This window comes from Nostoc sp. FACHB-888, from assembly GCF_014696655.1.
Lineage (GTDB): Bacteria > Cyanobacteriota > Cyanobacteriia > Cyanobacteriales > Nostocaceae > Nostoc.
This window is the reverse complement of sequence record NZ_JACJQM010000100.1, coordinates 1-17,208: the sequence shown is the minus strand read 5'-3', so window position 1 is coordinate 17,208 and position 17,208 is coordinate 1. Positions and strand designations below refer to the sequence as shown.

At 40.5% G+C, this 17,208-nt stretch carries 15 protein-coding genes and 2 pseudogenes; 10 read left to right on the top strand and 7 right to left on the bottom strand.

Annotated features, from left to right (window positions below; translation table 11 throughout):
- Positions 1-437 (bottom strand): annotated as a pseudogene (locus H6G26_RS42150) (hypothetical protein); the annotation flags it as partial.
- Between the two features lie 403 nt (positions 438-840).
- On the opposite strand from H6G26_RS42150, the pseudogene H6G26_RS43020 reads away from it, so the two are divergent.
- Positions 841-1,102 (top strand): annotated as a pseudogene (locus H6G26_RS43020) (hypothetical protein); the annotation flags it as partial.
- A gap of 116 nt (positions 1,103-1,218) precedes the next feature.
- Here the strand turns inward: H6G26_RS43020 and H6G26_RS30895 are convergent.
- The 5 genes from H6G26_RS30895 to H6G26_RS30875 all read right to left on the bottom strand — a co-directional run bounded on the left by H6G26_RS30895 (position 1,219) and on the right by H6G26_RS30875 (position 8,168).
- Positions 1,219-2,760: a protein kinase gene (locus H6G26_RS30895; protein ID WP_190734359.1), complete on the bottom strand. Its 1,542-nt coding sequence runs from the start codon at positions 2,758-2,760 to the stop codon at positions 1,219-1,221.
- A 776-nt stretch (positions 2,761-3,536) separates the two neighbouring features.
- On the bottom strand, positions 3,537-4,169 hold the full coding sequence (locus H6G26_RS30890; RefSeq protein ID WP_190734357.1) for an FHA domain-containing protein: 633 nt from the start codon (positions 4,167-4,169) through the stop codon (positions 3,537-3,539).
- The gene (locus H6G26_RS30885) at positions 4,147-6,282 is read right to left on the bottom strand and encodes a substrate-binding domain-containing protein (RefSeq protein WP_190734355.1); all 2,136 of its coding nucleotides are present in this window, start codon (positions 6,280-6,282) and stop codon (positions 4,147-4,149) included. Before H6G26_RS30885 ends, H6G26_RS30890 begins: the two co-directional genes overlap by 23 nt.
- A gap of 43 nt (positions 6,283-6,325) precedes the next feature.
- Positions 6,326-7,006: a response regulator transcription factor gene (locus tag H6G26_RS30880; protein ID WP_190734353.1), complete on the bottom strand. Its 681-nt coding sequence runs from the start codon at positions 7,004-7,006 to the stop codon at positions 6,326-6,328.
- Positions 7,007-7,046: 40 nt separating this feature from the next.
- Positions 7,047-8,168, bottom strand: a complete 1,122-nt coding sequence (locus H6G26_RS30875; protein WP_190734351.1) for a HAMP domain-containing sensor histidine kinase — start codon at positions 8,166-8,168, stop codon at positions 7,047-7,049.
- Positions 8,169-8,771: 603 nt separating this feature from the next.
- Between H6G26_RS30875 and H6G26_RS30870 the strand changes: the two genes are divergently transcribed.
- The 9 genes from H6G26_RS30870 to H6G26_RS30835 all read left to right on the top strand — a co-directional run bounded on the left by H6G26_RS30870 (position 8,772) and on the right by H6G26_RS30835 (position 16,034).
- On the top strand, positions 8,772-9,611 hold the full coding sequence (locus H6G26_RS30870) for a Pvc16 family protein (protein WP_190734349.1): 840 nt from the start codon (positions 8,772-8,774) through the stop codon (positions 9,609-9,611).
- A 30-nt stretch (positions 9,612-9,641) separates the two neighbouring features.
- The gene (locus tag H6G26_RS30865; protein WP_190734348.1) at positions 9,642-11,303 is read left to right on the top strand and encodes a phage tail sheath C-terminal domain-containing protein; all 1,662 of its coding nucleotides are present in this window, start codon (positions 9,642-9,644) and stop codon (positions 11,301-11,303) included.
- Between the two features lie 125 nt (positions 11,304-11,428).
- Positions 11,429-11,884 (top strand): phage tail protein, encoded by a 456-nt coding sequence (locus H6G26_RS30860; RefSeq protein ID WP_190734346.1) that lies wholly within the window; start codon positions 11,429-11,431, stop codon positions 11,882-11,884.
- Positions 11,885-11,906: 22 nt separating this feature from the next.
- Positions 11,907-12,401, top strand: coding sequence for a phage tail protein (locus H6G26_RS30855; RefSeq protein WP_190734344.1), 495 nt, complete (start codon positions 11,907-11,909; stop codon positions 12,399-12,401).
- A gap of 11 nt (positions 12,402-12,412) precedes the next feature.
- On the top strand, positions 12,413-12,760 hold the full coding sequence (locus H6G26_RS30850; RefSeq protein ID WP_190734342.1) for a hypothetical protein: 348 nt from the start codon (positions 12,413-12,415) through the stop codon (positions 12,758-12,760).
- A gap of 114 nt (positions 12,761-12,874) precedes the next feature.
- The gene (locus H6G26_RS30845) at positions 12,875-13,285 is read left to right on the top strand and encodes a phage tail assembly protein (protein ID WP_347242529.1); all 411 of its coding nucleotides are present in this window, start codon (positions 12,875-12,877) and stop codon (positions 13,283-13,285) included.
- A complete protein-coding gene (locus H6G26_RS44335) occupies positions 13,228-13,431 on the top strand; it encodes a DUF6760 family protein (protein ID WP_347242528.1) in 204 nt (67 codons plus the stop codon). Before H6G26_RS30845 ends, H6G26_RS44335 begins: the two co-directional genes overlap by 58 nt.
- Positions 13,428-15,431 carry an FHA domain-containing protein gene (locus H6G26_RS30840; RefSeq protein WP_190734340.1) on the top strand — a complete coding sequence of 668 codons (2,004 nt, stop codon included), beginning with the start codon at positions 13,428-13,430 and terminating at the stop codon, positions 15,429-15,431. The genes H6G26_RS44335 and H6G26_RS30840 overlap by 4 nt, the downstream gene beginning before the upstream one ends.
- Before the next feature lie 453 nt (positions 15,432-15,884).
- A complete protein-coding gene (locus tag H6G26_RS30835) occupies positions 15,885-16,034 on the top strand; it encodes a PsaJ protein (RefSeq protein ID WP_190734338.1) in 150 nt (49 codons plus the stop codon).
- Between the two features lie 117 nt (positions 16,035-16,151).
- Here the strand turns inward: H6G26_RS30835 and psbA are convergent.
- Positions 16,152-17,208 (bottom strand): photosystem II q(b) protein (gene psbA / locus H6G26_RS30830; RefSeq protein WP_190734336.1); only part of this gene is annotated, 1,057 nt, incomplete at its 5' end.

Here is a 17,208-nt window from a genome sequence, read left to right as displayed (position 1 = left end):
CCATTACGTTTATTATTTTTAAAGTCTCCATAGTATTGAAAACCATTCTGCTTAAAAACCATCAACCCTCTACCGTTGGCTTCTTTCGTTCTTGGATTGATCTTGCCGTAATATCTATAGATGTTAGTTTCCCAGGTTGGCTTGCCTGTCGCTGGGGGGGGCGAGGATAGCTGTTGATCATTATTGCAAGGTAGTTGGGAGAATTCTGAAGAAGTTGGTATCGTATTTGGTGCTGTTGTGGGAATCGGTGCAGCACTTGGTGTAGAAGATGGTGAACCAGTTGGCGTAGAGGATGGTGCTGTTGGAGAACGTGGTATAGCCCTTGGTTCAGGAGATACTGGCGATGTTTGTTGCCCTAGTATTTGCTGTGTTGGAAGAAGACTTAAACTTGTAGAAACAAGTAAGCAACAAGTAGAAAGTAGAAATTTTATCTTCATAAAACACCTTTCTTCCTTTTGTAATGTGTACTACTTCAAACTCATTAATAAATACTAACTCTCTAGAAAATCGTACTTAATGAATACTTACAAATAACGATAGCAAGCTAATATTTTAGCCATCCTATTACAAAATATATTAAGTACGTCCTAATAGAAATCTAGTATAAAATCAATTTATCAAAATATTGTTCATAAATTAAGTGTAAATCATGAGATTTGTTTAATTACCATACATGAAAATAAACTTAATATTTTATACATCCTAAAAGTATTTATATAGATAGATTTTTGGTTTTTAAACCAGTAATAAAATGGAATTTTTGGTTAATATTTTTTTTACAATATTTGGAAATTGATAAAAGCCTCTATCAAGTAAAATTAGTATAGGTACTCACGTAAAATCAAAGAAAACCTGTATAAGATACAGGCTCCCAAAAAATAGATGGTAAAGATTGAAGCCAAACTTTGGTATGGACAAGTCGAACGAGCAATAACCAAGCTCAACAACATTAATCAAGTCGGAGAAACCCAATTTAAAAACTACCTCTGCTCTGCACAAACATCGGTTGGTAAATTATATGTACTTCCAAGCCGAACAATTAAGCAATATCCATCACGGAGCGATACCTTCTCTACGAGAGGCTGTGCGAACGCTAACGCAGGATTTTTCGGTCTACTTAATTTACTATCTTTGAATACAATTCGGTATGAGGAATTCAAACCGCCATCAATGTATAAAAATCCAATTCATGAGGAGACTATTTCCTAAGTAAAGAAACTAAAAACTGTTAAAAGGGTTTTGTTTTGGGCTGAGAAAGCTGATACTTGGCATCTTAGGCGTTGAAGGCTTTTTATTACATAACAAGTTACTTCCTTCTAACTTATCTTCGAGCCAGACTCCATCTCGCTCAGTTTTATCTGCAAATATATATACTCCTTCTCCTTGGCATTTATTCTTAGCAAAGTTTCCCCTATATTCGTTGCCGTTTCTCAATTTTAAATATCCTAACCCTTGCAATTGATCATTCTTAAACTGACCTAAGTAATAGTTAATATTACTTTCTACCGGATATAATAATCTCCCACAACCATTACGTTTATTATTTTTAAAGTCTCCATAGTATTGAAAACCATTCTGCTTAAAAACCATCAACCCTCTACCGTTGGCTTCTTTCGTTTCTGGATTGATCTGCCCGTAATATCTATAGATGTTAGTTTCCCAGGTTGGCTCTCCTGTGGCTGTAGGGGGTGAGGCTAGCTGTTGATCGCGATCGCAAGGTAGCTGAGAGAATTTTTTGCTTATAGGAAGCGGTTTTGGAGTAACTGGTTGTGGATCTGGAGGAGTTGGTGATTGGGTAAAATATCTAGATACTACATACAAAGATATGATACATGCAAGTAAAACTCCTCCGCCTGTTAGCATAACTTTCGGATTAGATAGCGATCGCGGGCGATCTAACTTTGGTTTTGGTGATGGTGGTGGCGGTGGTGATTGAGTAAGTGCTTGCAACGCTTCTGCTGCTGTTTGGTAACGCAGGCTAAAGTGAGAGTGCACCATAGTTGTTAACACCTCGGCAAATCTGTCGCTGACATTCGCCTGATCCCGCCAAATTATTTCACCTGTTACCGGATCTTCGGGTAAATCTCGAGGTGCCATGCCTGTCAGGGCTTGAATTCCCAGCATACCGACTGCATACACATCACTACATAGTTTTGGCTTGCCATTAGCTTGTTCATTTGGCATATAGCCATTTGTGCCAATCAGGATGCTTGATGTGACTTGACTTTGAGTATTCGTATCCAAGCATTTAATTTCTTTCACTGCTCCAAAATCAATCAGCACTATCTTTCCGTCTTGATGATGACGCATGATATTCTGTGGCTTAATATCACGATGAATAATACTTTGTTGATGGATAACTGCTAAAATTTCTAAAACATCCCTAAGCAGTTTTTTTACTTCTGCTTCACTCCAAGGCTGACCTGCTATTATTTCTTTGCTTAAGTCATGCCCATCAATAAATTCTTGTACTAGGTAAAATTCGCCGTTTTCTTCAAAATGGGCGAATAGTTTGGGAACTTGGTTGTGAATCTTGTCTAGGCGATATAAAATTTCAGCTTCCCGGTTAAATAAACTTTTAGCAACCTTCAGAAGTGCTTCATCCTGGTTTTGCGGCTTCAGATGTTTGACAACACATTTAGGCTTGGGATTTATAGGTATATCCAAATCTTCTGCCAAATATGTATTGCCAAACCCACGGCTTCCCAAGTGTTGAATAATTTTATAACGACTGCGGAGTACTGTGCCAGGAGGATGCATCAGATTTATCCGGCATTAAATAAAGAATATAGGATTTAATTTATGGCAGTTTTAACTAAATCAAATAGAACAACAAATTCAGTTCTTTAACTCCAAGAGTTATAAAACTTTAAAGGTGGATAGCCTATCTTCAAAAGCGTTCCTGATGAGTAAAAAAGGGATGAACAATGTAGTGTATTTAATTTTCTAATATTACAATTTTGCCAAATTTTATTTAAAAAATCAACGGTTTTTAATATAAATATTTATATAGCAAAGTAAGGAAAACTTAGGGCAAAACAATACTTTAGAAAACGGTCTTAAGCTCATCGTTAATGGCTTTTATTAACGATTATGTATTTCATTTGTGTCTTGCCAAAGCTTTTGAGAAGTTGTTTTAAAAATTTATCTCCTAATAATGTTTTATCTATACCTTTGACTAGTTGCTTGGCGAAGGAGTAATCTGTTATAAATTTTTGTTTTCTATTAGCCGAGTAGTTTTCTGCTGATGCTTTTTCCGGCTTTTTTGTTCGCCCTTACACTTGATGGCCTTGTCTGCTGTGTATTTTGTATTTGTATTAAATGTATTAATCGAAGGTGACAGACTCAGTTTTGCCCTGATTTAACGGGTGGTTTACCCCAATGATATATATTATAAGCTATCAATCATCTAGCAAAAGTTTTACTGAGCCAAAGGAAGCGATCGCTAGCCAAAGTTGAAGGGTAGCTAATCAATCAACTACCCCATGAAATTTGACAGCTTTTAGCAAATCTAGTGCCTTAGCTAACGCTTTTACCTACACAACATACACAGTGAAATTAACTAAATTATCCTGACCAAATCGCAGCGAGTCTCCATTTAGCAAGCGGTATTGCATACCAGGAGTTAAAGGATTGTTGTTTAAATAAATACCATTTGTACTCATATCAACAATCATATATGCATTTTGCGACCAGTCCCAATCGACTCGCGCATGACGACGAGAAACTATTCCCTCACTGGGGATGCCGGTCAGGTCAATTTCTGGCGGCACTATTCCTGGACTCTGGCTGCGACGACCAATATAACCTCCTTCTCCAACGAGGTTAAATTCTCTCCCAGTGGTATGAATCAACTTTAAGGCTGGCGCTCTTTGAGGCGGGGGGGTATAAACAGGCGGTGTTGGTGGATAGGAAACCCGTGGCTGATAGGTTGTTGAATAATCAACAGGAGCTTGTTGAGGAACCTGGTAGTTAGGTTGCTCTGGGGGTCGCTGATACTGAACAGGTGGTGGTTGACTAGGTTGTTGTTGAATAGGTGGTGGTTGTTGTGGGGTAGGGGCAACTACATTACCCACAGGAGTGGAACACCAGGGACAAACCTTAGCATTGTTAGGCAGGACGCGGTTAAAATATTCGCAACTAGGATTAGGGCACCGATTTGCAAGCATAAGAATTTATATCATCAGGCAGAGGTTGTAAAGCTACAAGACCTACTTTACTAAGTAAACACTGACCCTGACGAGTGGTTAGCATCTGAGCAAATGTAGAACCGCCAGGCAGGCGATTGCTGTCTTTAGGGTACACTACAAAAATAGGGTATCCCAAGGGGTAGCTTTTGAAAGTTGTGACATCAACATAATAATCATCATGTTGACACAAATCATCTGAGGGATTAATTGAGCGCCGATCGCGCCGTTGAAATAGAGGTTGAATGGCTGAATTTTTGCCATCTGCGATCGCTAGCGGATAGCCAGTACACTGTTTCCAAGTTTTACTGATAATACCAAAACTGATAATACCAGTGGTTCGCCCCTCTAAAGTTTCACTGCGGATCTGATTTTGGGTTTTTGTTGTATCAAGTTTAATAACTTTTGCTGCAAATAAAGCTTCGTCTTGAGGGGCATTTTTGAGAACTATTTTTTGAAATTTACTGATTGCTTCCGGTTCAGTTGGGGCAAAAGGTTTCACAGGTAGATTTGGAAGTTTGGGACTAATTTCTTGCCAATTGGTAATTTTACCTGTGTAAATTCGACGCAATTGCTCAATATTTATTTGCCCTCCTAGAGCATTAGCAAGATTTGAGTCTCTTTTATTAAATGCGACAAAAACAATTAATCCATCGTAGGCAACTTGTTTTTTATCAAATTTGCTGGTGATGTTATTTTCCAAACTAGTAATTGCAAAGTCTTTTTTGCTTGCTTGGACTTCTTCTATACTTCTAATCGGATTATTTGCATTTGATGACAAAACAGATTCATAATTAAATATTGCTGTTGCATCTAGCTTGGGTCTGGTCAATAAATCTCCTAAACGACTGTTGTCTAATGGTTGGGTTAAAATATAGCTCCATGTACTGTCTTTTTCTCCTGTATAAATAAATTTTCCAGAAGGAACGTTAGGGACTTCTGAGAAATTGCGCACAAGTTTAGACCATAATAAATATTGATTAGGACTATCTGTATTTTTGCCCAAAAGCAAATACCAAATTCCTCCACCAACTAATAATAAAGCCAGAATCCCTAACAAAATTAAAGGCATTGGCAAACGCTTTTCTATTTTTTGAGAAGCAGCCAACGATTGCACTGAATTTTTCGCATGATCTTCTTTGGGAAGTTGTAGTAGTGCTTGACGGGCCGCTTCTGCACTCTCGAAAGGAGTTTCTAGCCCAATTAAACGATAAATAAACTGCTTTAAATGACTATCAGTATCTGGCCATTGTTGATTATCTCTAGGATCGAGAGGCCGGTTTGTTAAAAAATTAGTTGTCCGCCCTACCCATAAATAAAAGGCTAGCAATCCTAGCGATTCTAAATCTTGCTCAGGTTTGGTGGGTGCGGGTTGAGTAATAATAGGTGGAATAAATAAGTTTTCCCAGATAGCTAAATCACAAAAGTATATAGAAAACTGTTGATTATTTTCTACCTTAATTAAGGTACTATCTAAATTAATGTTGCCATGAGATACACCCAGTTGTGTTTGATTTGAGGGAAAACGCAGCTTTTGGGTGTGGAGAAACTGGAGAGTTTGTAAACCTTGATTTAGTACTTCACGTACATCTAGAGATGTCATGGCTCCCTTCTCTATGAGATATTTCCCTAAAGTTTGCGATGACTCTACTCCTTTAATAATTAAATAACAGCGTTCTCCTTTTTCGTCTGCGATCGCTTCTTGAGTTTCTACAAGACGGAAGTTTTGAATTCTACTATCAGCTAAACTTACCCCACCCACCCGTTTGAAAGTCTCTTTGCGCTTTTGAGTCTCGCTTTCATTAAAACTACGATTGGGTAGCAGGTATTCTTTGATGATTACAGGCTGTTTGTCCTTGAGTTGGATACCTGAGTATAAACGGCCTAAACCCCGCACACCGACATAACTAGCTATTTGATAAGTCCCCTGATTCCCTTTAATCTCAGCCTCCTGCGGTAAAGTTGCTGGAAAACCACATTCCAAGCAAAACTTAGCGCCCTTGATTTGCTGCGCCGTTTGGAAAGGGCGATCGCAATTTAAGGGAGAATTGTATGAGCAGGGGTATTGTTGATAAAAAGACTCAAATGAAGGCATATACAAAAAGTTTCGTGAATTGCGCCAATTACTTCCGTCGCGCTCAAGCGTGAACTAATCCTAACTTGAGGGCAGCTACAATAGCTTGAGTCCGGCTAGTAACCTTCAATTTTTCAAAAATACTTGTGAGATGCGCCTTAACAGTCGCAACTGTTACATACAAATGTTTAGCAATTTCTTCATTAGAAGCACCTTGAGTTAACCAGTATAAAACTTCTTGCTCTCTCTCTGTTAAATGCACTTCATGACATGCTTTTACACAAGAGTCTGAATAAGCCTGAAAAAACCGGAAAAATCGACTAGCAACTTCTGAAGGTAGATAAATTTCCGACTTTGTAACAGTGTCAATAGCTTCACACAATTGTGTCGCCACACGATTTTTAAACACATAACCTGCGGCTCCCGCCTGCATTGCTCTAAAAATCCAGTCCTCTTCTTGATGAGCCGACAATACTAAAACCTTGCCAGTGTAAGCAGTTTCTTTAAGACGTGCCAGAACTGTAATCCCATCACATCCTTTCAATTGCATATCCAGCAAAATTAAATCTGGATGCTTTTGGGCAGTAAATTTTAAAACCTGCTCGACAGAATCTGCATTACCGATAACTTCTACAGGTAATGCAGAATTAATACTATAAAAATTGAGCAGAGTACGTAATCCTTCCCGAAAGCGTTCTTCGTCATCCACTAGCAAAACTGAAAGTTTTTTATGATCATTAGTCATATTTTTATTATATTAGCGAGTCCACCAGCTTCATTACGAATTAATTCACGCTCCTTGGTCGAGGCAAAATTATAGAAAATTGTGCTCCACTTTCGGATAAAACTTGTGCCCAGATAGTTCCTTGATGATCCAAGACAATTTTTTTAGCAATAGTTAAACCCAGCCCTGTACCTCCTCGACGCCGGGAATAAAATGGGGTAAATACTTTTTGTAAATCCTCCTTAGATAATCCTGGCCCTTGGTCGGAAATTTTGATTAAAACTTCATCTTGAAAAATTTGCCAATTACAGGTAATAGTTCCTGAATCAGGACTGAAATGAACAGCATTACTGAGGACATTGTCAAATACTTGTTTCATTTGTAATCTGTCTATCTTCAGTATCGTCGATGTATCGGGAATCGATATTTTAAGTTTTTTCTGATTAATTAGAGGTTGTAAATTGGTGATACTTTCAACTACCAAACTTCTTAAATCTTGAAGTGTGACCCTTAATTTTGCACCTTGTCCACAATCAATAAGCTCATTCAAATTAGTATCTAAATCTTGTATGCTTTCGCCGATGATTGTTGCTTGCTCTTGCCAAGGGCTATCCTCTAAACCTAAGCATAAATTATGTGCATATAATCCGATAAGCCCTAGCGAGTTACGCAATTGATGTCCAACTCGATGCAATATATCTTCTAGTAGTTGAATTTCCGTTTTTTGTCTTCCATAGTCCAAGTAAACATCTACATACTTACTCAGGAGGATAGCAGAGCGTTTTACGGACAATTGCAAACTCTCTGAGAGAGGTTCATGAGTAATGATTTGAATATATTCAGGTTTTTGATTTCTATAGGCTATGGGGCAAATGTAAGAAATGGATGAAAAGTCCTTAAGTCTAAATTCGTGTAAAGTAAAAGCAGGCGGAAAATCTGTAAGCCATGTTTCTGATCGCAAATAAGCTAAAGTTTTTGGGGAAAAAGGAGCTTGGTCTTGACCATAATGGATAACTTCGTGATGATTTTTCAGCAAGCAATCATGATAGACAATACGAGCGAAAAAAATTGGATACTGACTAGTTAACTGCTCAGATTCTAGCTGACAAAAGCTCTGAATATCGGAAGAACTCAAATAATTCGAGCTATTCTCTAGTTTTTGTATAGAAAAGCCTAGTGTCATAGCTTCACTCGCTTTTTGCAACCAAATGTTTTTACTCTTCTGCTGACTAGTATAAAATTATGCAGTTTCAGTAATGTTTATTTTTTTGTTAAGTTATCTTGTTAGATAATTCATACAAAGAATTATTAAGTTTGTATTCACAGGTGCTTCTCTCTTTTCTAAGTATATATAGTTTTTATTTGTAACACTTCGATAAATCTCGACTGTAGCAAGGCAACAATGCTTGGTTCTTAGTCAGCGCTCAAGCCAAGGACTAAAGTCCTTACTACAAACTTATTCATCCATCAAAGTTGCTCTAGTAAACTACTAGGGCGGGCAAGATGCCCATCCCACAAGAAAAAATGTAGTGCGTCCAATTAAGAACTGCTCTAGACTAATCTACAAACTAAAGTTGCTGCTTTTCGGATTTTTGAAAATCTAATATTCTTTAGCCTTCTCAATTATCATTCTGGAGAAACTGCGAACGAGGGAGCAAGGGAAGCAGAAGGAGAGAAAAAATGCCTAATGCCCCATCCAAAAATATCGACAAAAGTCTAATTAACTTTAGAAGGCTGATACATATACTGTAGATGCATCTGGATTAGCTACCAGCACAACACCTTCATGCTTATCTTTGTTCTTCAAACTTTAGCCGAAATTCTAGCTGGAGGAACCTCACTTACCAGTACAGAGCAAATTGACTTTAGCCATCCTGGTAATCGAAGGGAAGAGGGAGCAGGGCCGACTCTCAATTTATACATATTTGATATACGTGAGAGTAAGCAGGTACAACATTCTGGCAGGCAAGTTGAACGCAAGCTAACACGCGCTCTACAACCTGCCAGTGTAAATTGGGCACCCGCTTGGTTTGATGTTTCGCTGCTATTAACAGCCTGGGATAGAACAGCTTTAGGTGAGCATCACTTTATCAGTGAGGCGTTGACAGTACTGTTGCGCCATCGCACCTTAGAAGAGGAGTTTTTGGTTCCTGAATTACGGGGCTATGGTAATTTGAACATGACAGTTGCCCTAGAGCCGCCAATTGAGATTGGCTCTTTATGGAGCGCTCTGAGTGTGCCATTGCGTTCAGCCTTATATTTGACAGTTACAATACCCTTCGAGCCACAACCTACTTCAGTACCTTTGGTTTGGGAGAGAATTTCCAATCTGCGAAATCAATTATCTCGTGATACTGACAGTTTAGTTTTAACTAGGCGAGTTGCGATCGCAGGCATTGTCAAAAGTGCGGTGACAAATCTGCCGTTGGTAGCGACAGAAGTGGCTGTGAGGGGAACTGAAAAGTCTCTATTAACTACTAAAGAAGGGCTGTTCTTCTTTGAAGACCTTCATTTAGGTAATTATGTTTTGACTCTGAATCATCCTGGCTATTTACCCCAAAACGTCAATGCATTGGTAGATAGCCAAAGTCATACTTTCAAAGAAATATTTCTAACTCCTGAATAATTAGATTTTTACTGACTTGGAGAGACTTTCATGGCTAGACTTGATTACTTTGCTCCCGGTGTCTATATTGAAGAAGTTGACCGAGGTAGCCGACCAATTGAAGGTGTTAGCACGGCAGTTGCCGGATTTGTAGGCTTTACAGAAGACGTTCGTGCTGGGGCTGAGTTATACAAGCCCATGCTAGTTACCACTTGGACACAATATCTCAACTACTTTGCCCGTCCTAACTCTGATGGGTTCACCGACTTCAACGCCTATTTACCCTTTTCAGTTTACGGCTACTTTATGAATGGTGGCGGTCGCTGCTGGGTAACAAGCATCGGCACCCAGTTACCAGGCGCACCCAAACCTGCGGCTCCAGAACCGGCTACCCTACGAATTAACTCTAGAGGTAATCGTCCATCGCTCCGCTTTACTTTGCGCCCTGAGCAAGCAGCAGGCGGATTAGTCAATATCATGATTATTGATGGTTCACCCCGCGCCTTACCCGAAGGTACTGAAGGAGAAGCACCTCCAAATACGGGTGAATATTTCACCATTCAAATTCGTCGGGGAGATGAGCTTCTAGAGGAATACGAGAACTTGAGCATGAACCGCGACCCTAATGCTCAAGTCGCAACTTATGCGCTGGCGGCATTGAGAAATTCGCTGTATGTCACTGTAGAAGATATTACTCAAAGTGGACAACCTTTAGCTCGTCGTCCCGTTAATGGTCAATATGAATTAGCACCGCCCATTGTTGCCACTCCACCCGATAGATTTTCGCAAAATTTAGAAGGGGTTCGAGACGATCGCACCGGGGTACGCGGTATCTTTGAAGTTGATGAAATCACAATGCTGGCCTGTCCTGATGTGATGCGGGCTTATCAAGAGCAGGTGCTCAATTTAGATCAAGTCCACGGCATCATCGAGTTGATGATTAGTATGTGCGAGGGTTCTGCCAGTGGTGATATTCCCAATCCGCCCAACCGCATGGTTGTTTTGGATGCGCCACCGGAAGCTGTCAAACCTCAACAAGTAGTGGAATGGTTAAACAGATTTAACCGTCGTTCTATGTTTGCAGCCCTTTATTATCCTTGGATCAAAGTACCTAATCCACGCGATCGCGGTAATCCAATTTTAGTACCTCCTTGTGGTCATGTGATGGGTGTTTGGGCCCGCACCGACGAAACCAGAGGAGTTTACAAAGCGCCTGCAAATGAAGTTCCTAGAGGCGTAATTGGTTTGGGCTATGATACAAACTTCCGCGAACAAGAACTATTAAACCCCCTGGGGATAAATTGCATTCGCAGCTTCCCCAATCGAGGTATCCGTATTTGGGGCGCACGCACTCTCGTTGAGCCAGATAAGACAGAGTGGCGTTACATCAGTGTGCGTAGACTAATTAGCTATATCGAAAAATCTCTAGAATTAGGGACTCAGTGGGTAGTTTTTGAACCGAACGACCAAGATTTATGGGCACGTGTAACCCGCACTGTCAGTAATTTCTTAGAACGTATCTGGCGTGAAGGTGCTTTATTTGGGGCATCTCCAGCACAAGCATTTTATGTCAAGTGCGACGAAGAATTAAACCCACCAGAAACCAGGATTTTAGGTCGTTTATATATCGAAGTTGGTGTTTGTCCCGTTAGACCTGCTGAATTTGTTGTTTTCCGCATCAGTCAATGGAATGGTATTGAAGATAGCGAATAGGGTATGGGGCATTGGGCATTGGTCAATCATCAATATGTTCTTCTTCCTCTGCTCCCCCTGCTCTCCATTCCCCATCCCCCACTTTCCATTCCCCAAATTAATTACACATAAAGGAGTCTAAAAGTATGGCAGGCGAATTTTTAACCTCTTGTAAATTTTACTTCGAGGCTGATGGAATTACAGATAAATTCATTAAAGAGATTAGTGGACTAGGTGTTGAAAATACTCCAGCGCAAGAAGTTCACGGTTCATCTAAGGGCGCTAAACTAATGCGTCAAGCTACACCAACGGTTGTTAAGTTTACCAACATCACAGTAAAAGTCATCGCCACTGATGATATAGACCTTTATAAATGGTATCAAGACTGTAACGAAGATATGGGTGATCCTCGGAAGTGGTCACAGAATCGTAAGACTGGTTCGGTGGTTGCTTATGACCAACAAGGCTCTGAAAAGGCACGCTGGAATATTGTCAATTGTTATCCCTGTAAATACACTGGCCCTACCTTAAGTGCGTCTGGTGGTGATATGGCGAATGAAACCATTGAATTGGTTCACGAAGGAATTAAACGAATCAAATAATTAACATTTGCAGTAATTAACAGTGGTACAATCCGCCAGCCGAATTCCAGAAGTTCTTACAGCCCATCGGTTCTATTTAGAACTGACACTAGAAGGTCAAAATGATGCCAATTGTTTCTTTTTGGAGTGTCAAGGCTTCAAAAGAACACAAGAGGTAATTGAAATTTCTGAAGTCACTTCTCAAACCTGGGGTACACAAGGGCAGTCAAAAGGTCAGGTAGTGATAACTAAGCTTCCTAGCAATCCGAAGAGTGGTAATCTTACTCTGCGTAGAGGTACTACCAACTCTATGGATTTTTGGAACTGGTTTGAAAAAGTGGAAAAGGGTAATTGGTCTCAACAACGTAGACTGGTTGCTTTATCTATTTATAATCAGGCAAATCAAGAAGTAGCTAGATTTGAATTAGCTGGTGCTTGGCCTACAAGTTACAAAATTGCCGATGTCAACGCCCGTAGCCATGACATCGAAATTGAGGAAGTGGAGGTTGCTTTTGAGGAATTTAAACGCGTGAAGTAATTAGGAGAAGTATGTTTCCCACAGAGTTTGAATTTACACTGCCTAAGGGGTATCTAGACTCTGAAGGCAACCTCCACCGCAAAGGTGTAATGCGGCTATCAACGGCGATAGACGAGATTGCACCCTTGCGTGATCCCCGCGTTAAAGCGAATCCCGTTTATGCCACAATTATTATCTTGGCGCGAGTGATTACCCACTTGGGTGCTTTATCAGAAGTGACTCCTGCAATAGTGGAAAACTTTTTTGCCCAAGATTTAAATTACCTTCAAGATTTTTATCGGCGAATCAATGGATTGGAAGTCGAAACTTCTATACCAGAAGATACAGCAAATTCTCCCGAAGCACTTCTTCACAATTAAATTGGGGAATGGGGAATGGGTAGTTAGGAATTAGGAGTTAAGAGTTAGGAGTTTAGGAGCTATAAGAATTCTTTTTCCAATGCCCTATACCTTATGCCCTATGCCCAATTCTCAATGCCCAATTCCCAAAATAAATTACCTATGCGCCGTCAAAAGGATACTCTCTGCACAGAATTTGCCTTTACTCTTCCTAGAGGGTTGAGTGATAGTAAACAGCGAATACATCGTCATGGGGTGATGCGTTTAGCCACCGCTAAAGATGAAATTTTGGTGCAACAAGAACGCAGAGTTCAGGAAAATCCCGCTTATGGCGTATTGGTGATGCTTGCACGGGTTATTACTCGCTTAGGCAGTCTCAACTCTGTTAGCCCCGATTTACTCGAAGAACTGCTCCTGCATGACATTGCCTATCTCCGAGAATTTTACAATCGAATCAATCAGCAAGGAAATGTACACATTCCGACACAATGTCCCCAATGCAATACTCAATTTTCAGTGGAGCTAGAACTAGCGGGGGAGCCGTAAGCTACCCCTCTGATACTTTGTATGAGGAGGTAGCATTTATTGCTTATCATTTCCACTGGTCACAAGATGATATTTTAAATTTAGAACACGCTACCCGTCAGCGCTGGGTGGCAGAAATCAATAAAATTAACCAAAAATTAATATGAAAGTAAAAGTTAGCTACTCACCAAATCTAAGTGAAGTAAATGAAGTTGACCTTACCCCAGAAAGTACAACAAGAGGAGAATGGCTAATAGGCCGTTCTCCTGATTCTGATTTACTTCTAGACAGCCCTGATATCAGTCGGGTACATGCTAAGTTTTTTGTTAAAGGTGGAAATTACTACTTCTCTGATCTTGGCAGTAGAAATGGTTCAATATTCAACGGGAAACAGGCTGAAAAAGATCGATTATATTCTTTGAGCGATGGAGACGTTATCAGGATTGCAGATTACGTTTTGATTTTGGAAGCTGTTGCTCCCGTCTATGAGCAACCAGAGACAGTATTTAGAATTATAGACCCTTCATTGTTTTCTCGGACGCGATCGCCTGAAAATGTCAGCGTTGCCAACCCTGCTAATCCAGCACTAGAGGTAGCCAACGAAGTTTCAGCGCCAATTAACCAAGAACTAGAAACACTTGAACTTAATGTTGTTTCCCTAGAAACCAGCGAAATCTCAGAAATTTCTACTCAACCTGATGATGTTATCTCAGTTGTTGAGGTAAGCACCCCTGAAAATATCATTCAGTCACCAGAAGCTGTTAGCGAAGTTCCACACGATGTTAGTAATGAAGTTGTGGATTTCGGAACATCAGTTGCAGCAGAAGTCAGCGCAGATGTTGAGGAAGTAGAAGTTCCAGAAGTCAGCGAAGCCTTAGAAGTTTCTTTTACTGTAGCTGATGATGCGATCGCTGCGCCTGAAAACATCATTGAAACTCCTGAAGAGGAAAGTTTTCTTCCCGAAGCTACCTCCGATGAAGATGCAGACTTTGCAGCAGCACTAAAAGCAGAATCTACCTTCGTACAGCAGCGTGATACAAGTGCCATTCCCGAAGCTACTTCCGATGAGGATGCATTTGAAGCAGCACTAGAAGCAGAAGTCACCTTTGTACAGCCGCGTGATATTTTCGGCGAAGTTCCCGCACAGAGCGCCATTTCAGAATCTACTTCCCATGAGGATGCATTTGAAGCAGCACTAGAAGCAGAAGTCACCTTCGTGCAGCCGCGTGATATTTTCCATCAGGTATCTGAGGAGGAGAGTATCGCTCCAGAAGCTACTTATAATGAAAGTGAAGTAGTAAATTTAGATACACCAGTTGCGGAAGAAGTTAGTGCAAAGTTTGGCGAATTTGTCAACGAAGCTTATGAAGACGAGGGCATTCAACCGCAAGAAACATTAACCGAAGTTACACAGAATCTCCATGAGAGATTGGTAACTTTGGATACGTCATTGACAGCAGAAAATAGCGCAGAAGTTGACGAAGTAGAACCTAGTTTTGCTGTTGATGAAACAGGAAGCGAAGTTTCTGAAGCATTGACAGAGCATGATAATACCGTTGAGGAAGATTTGAGCAACGCAAGTACTGAAGAAGTCAGTGTAGATGTTGATGATGTTCCAGTAAGTGAAGTCTCTGACTTAGCTGATATCCAATCTTTGGAAACAATAGAAAGTGGAGCGACGGAGAGCATAAATCTAACTCTTGAAGAGGTTTCTGAAGTAGAAGCAACTCAATCTGATGAAACTCCAGAAGAAACAAATGTAAGTGAGCCTCCGCAAGTGATTATTGAAAGAAACATAGTACTCATCGCTCACGAAAGCAAAAAATCAGAACTTGCTGAATTTGTTTCTCAGCATCAAGAATTTTTCTCACAGAGCTTTACAATTACCTGGCCATCTGTTAGCGAAATCTTACAGCAACAAGCAGGGATAACTATTAGTCAACAAACCCCAGCACCAACTTCTGGAGGATATCAAACAATTGCTTCATTAGTTGGAGCAGGTGAAATTTTAGCAGTTATTTTTCTGAGAGATTTGCTGCAACCACAGCTTGGTCAAGCAAATGAAGAAGCGCTGATCAGGTTATGCACTATTAATCAAGTTTTACTAGCAACTAATTTGCCAACAGCAGAAGCGATCGTGCATTATCTTACACCGATAGTAGACTAACATTAAAATACTCATAAACAACAATATCCCCGACTTTTTAAAGAAGTTGGGGATATCAGCACTGCAAACATTCTGGTTCTAACAATCCGGGAATAGCACCTCTACAGGGCCTTGAAGCAGAGCAAATAGGATTTAATGATGTCGCAGCAGTTATATAAAAACACATCTGATTCATATATTCAGAGATGACCAAGGTATCAATACTCTTCTCTTTGAGCCAAGCCTCTAACTAAGTTTATCTAAATTTCCTGAAGTAATAACAGATATTTTTTGTATTTCAGATTACTAATTAATTTAATATTTATCGAGTCTTTGGTTAGAGGCATAGTGAAATATTAATTCTTATTATTGAGATTGTAGCAAAAACTTGAACTTGGAATTCTATATAGAATAGGAGTTTCCAAACGCAACGCTAACTTCAACTTAATTCTTAAATTCTTTAGAGAGTGCTATATGCAAAAATCAAACGACCAAAAGGACTATTTCGTTAAGTACCTTTCTCTTGCTCCTGTTCTTGCCGTTATTTCTATATCAGTTGCCTTCTCTACTTGGGCGGTTTTTAACTATTTTTTACCCGATCTTCTTTTTCATCCTATGCCATGACATGAGTGGTGATGAGCTAAAAGCGTTATCATCACTATTTCATTGTTATTATCATTAATACTAAAAAGCGCCCTCCCTTTTGGGAGAGCGCTTTTTAATAAGAGCGAAACTTCAGAATTAACCGTTGATAGCAGGAGCGCTCATTGCCACAGGAGCAACATCACCAGCAGCCAAATCTAAGGGGAAGTTGTGAGCGTTACGCTCGTGCATTACTTCCATACCCAGGTTAGCCCGGTTGATTACATCAGCCCAAGTGCTGATCACGCGACCGCTTGAATCAATGATTGATTGGTTGAAGTTGAAACCGTTCAAGTTGAACGCCATTGTGCTTACACCCAAGGCGGTGAACCAGATACCAATTACAGGCCATGCTGCTAAGAAGAAGTGCAGTGAACGGCTGTTGTTGAAAGAAGCGTATTGGAAGATTAGACGACCGAAGTAGCCGTGGGCTGCAACGATGTTGTAGGTTTCTTCTTCTTGACCGAATTTGTAACCGTAGTTTTGTGATTCGGTTTCGGTGGTTTCACGAACTAGTGAACTTGTTACCAATGAACCGTGCATTGCGGAGAACAAGCTTCCACCAAATACACCTGCTACACCTAGTTGGTGGAAGGGGTGCATCAAGATGTTGTGTTCTGCTTGGAACACGATCATGAAGTTGAAGGTTCCGGAGATACCCAAAGGCATACCATCAGAGAATGATCCTTGTCCGATGGGGTATACCAAGAATACTGCGGTTGCTGCTGCTACTGGTGCGCTGTAAGCAATAGCAATCCAAGGACGCATACCTAAGCGGTAGGATAGTTCCCATTCACGACCCAAGTAGCAGAATACGCCAATCAAGAAGTGGAATACTACCAATTGGTAAGGGCCACCGTTGTATAGCCACTCATCAAGTGATGCTGCTTCCCAAATTGGGTAGAAGTGCAAACCGATTGCGTTGGAGGAAGGTACTACTGCACCAGAGATGATGTTGTTTCCGTAAATTAAGGAACCTGCAACAGGTTCACGGATACCATCGATGTCTACTGGAGGTGCGGCGATGAAGGCGATTACGAAGCAGGCGGTAGCGGCTAGCAGGGTGGGGATCATTAGTACGCCGAACCAACCGATATATAAACGGTTGTTGGTGCTGGTGATCCACTCGCAAAACCGATCCCATACGTTGGCGCTT

Coding starts and splice junctions, on each gene's coding strand:
- H6G26_RS30895 (WP_190734359.1), bottom strand. CDS start 2,760: ATGCATCCTCCTGGCACAGTACTCCGCAGTCGTTATAAAATTATTCAA.
- H6G26_RS30890 (WP_190734357.1), bottom strand. CDS start 4,169: ATGCTTGCAAATCGGTGCCCTAATCCTAGTTGCGAATATTTTAACCGC.
- H6G26_RS30885 (WP_190734355.1), bottom strand. CDS start 6,282: ATGCCTTCATTTGAGTCTTTTTATCAACAATACCCCTGCTCATACAAT.
- H6G26_RS30880 (WP_190734353.1), bottom strand. CDS start 7,006: ATGACTAATGATCATAAAAAACTTTCAGTTTTGCTAGTGGATGACGAA.
- H6G26_RS30875 (WP_190734351.1), bottom strand. CDS start 8,168: ATGACACTAGGCTTTTCTATACAAAAACTAGAGAATAGCTCGAATTAT.
- H6G26_RS30870 (WP_190734349.1), top strand. CDS start 8,772: ATGCTTATCTTTGTTCTTCAAACTTTAGCCGAAATTCTAGCTGGAGGA.
- H6G26_RS30865 (WP_190734348.1), top strand. CDS start 9,642: ATGGCTAGACTTGATTACTTTGCTCCCGGTGTCTATATTGAAGAAGTT.
- H6G26_RS30860 (WP_190734346.1), top strand. CDS start 11,429: ATGGCAGGCGAATTTTTAACCTCTTGTAAATTTTACTTCGAGGCTGAT.
- H6G26_RS30850 (WP_190734342.1), top strand. CDS start 12,413: ATGTTTCCCACAGAGTTTGAATTTACACTGCCTAAGGGGTATCTAGAC.
- H6G26_RS30845 (WP_347242529.1), top strand. CDS start 12,875: ATGCCCAATTCCCAAAATAAATTACCTATGCGCCGTCAAAAGGATACT.
- H6G26_RS44335 (WP_347242528.1), top strand. CDS start 13,228: ATGTCCCCAATGCAATACTCAATTTTCAGTGGAGCTAGAACTAGCGGG.
- H6G26_RS30840 (WP_190734340.1), top strand. CDS start 13,428: ATGAAAGTAAAAGTTAGCTACTCACCAAATCTAAGTGAAGTAAATGAA.
- H6G26_RS30835 (WP_190734338.1), top strand. CDS start 15,885: ATGCAAAAATCAAACGACCAAAAGGACTATTTCGTTAAGTACCTTTCT.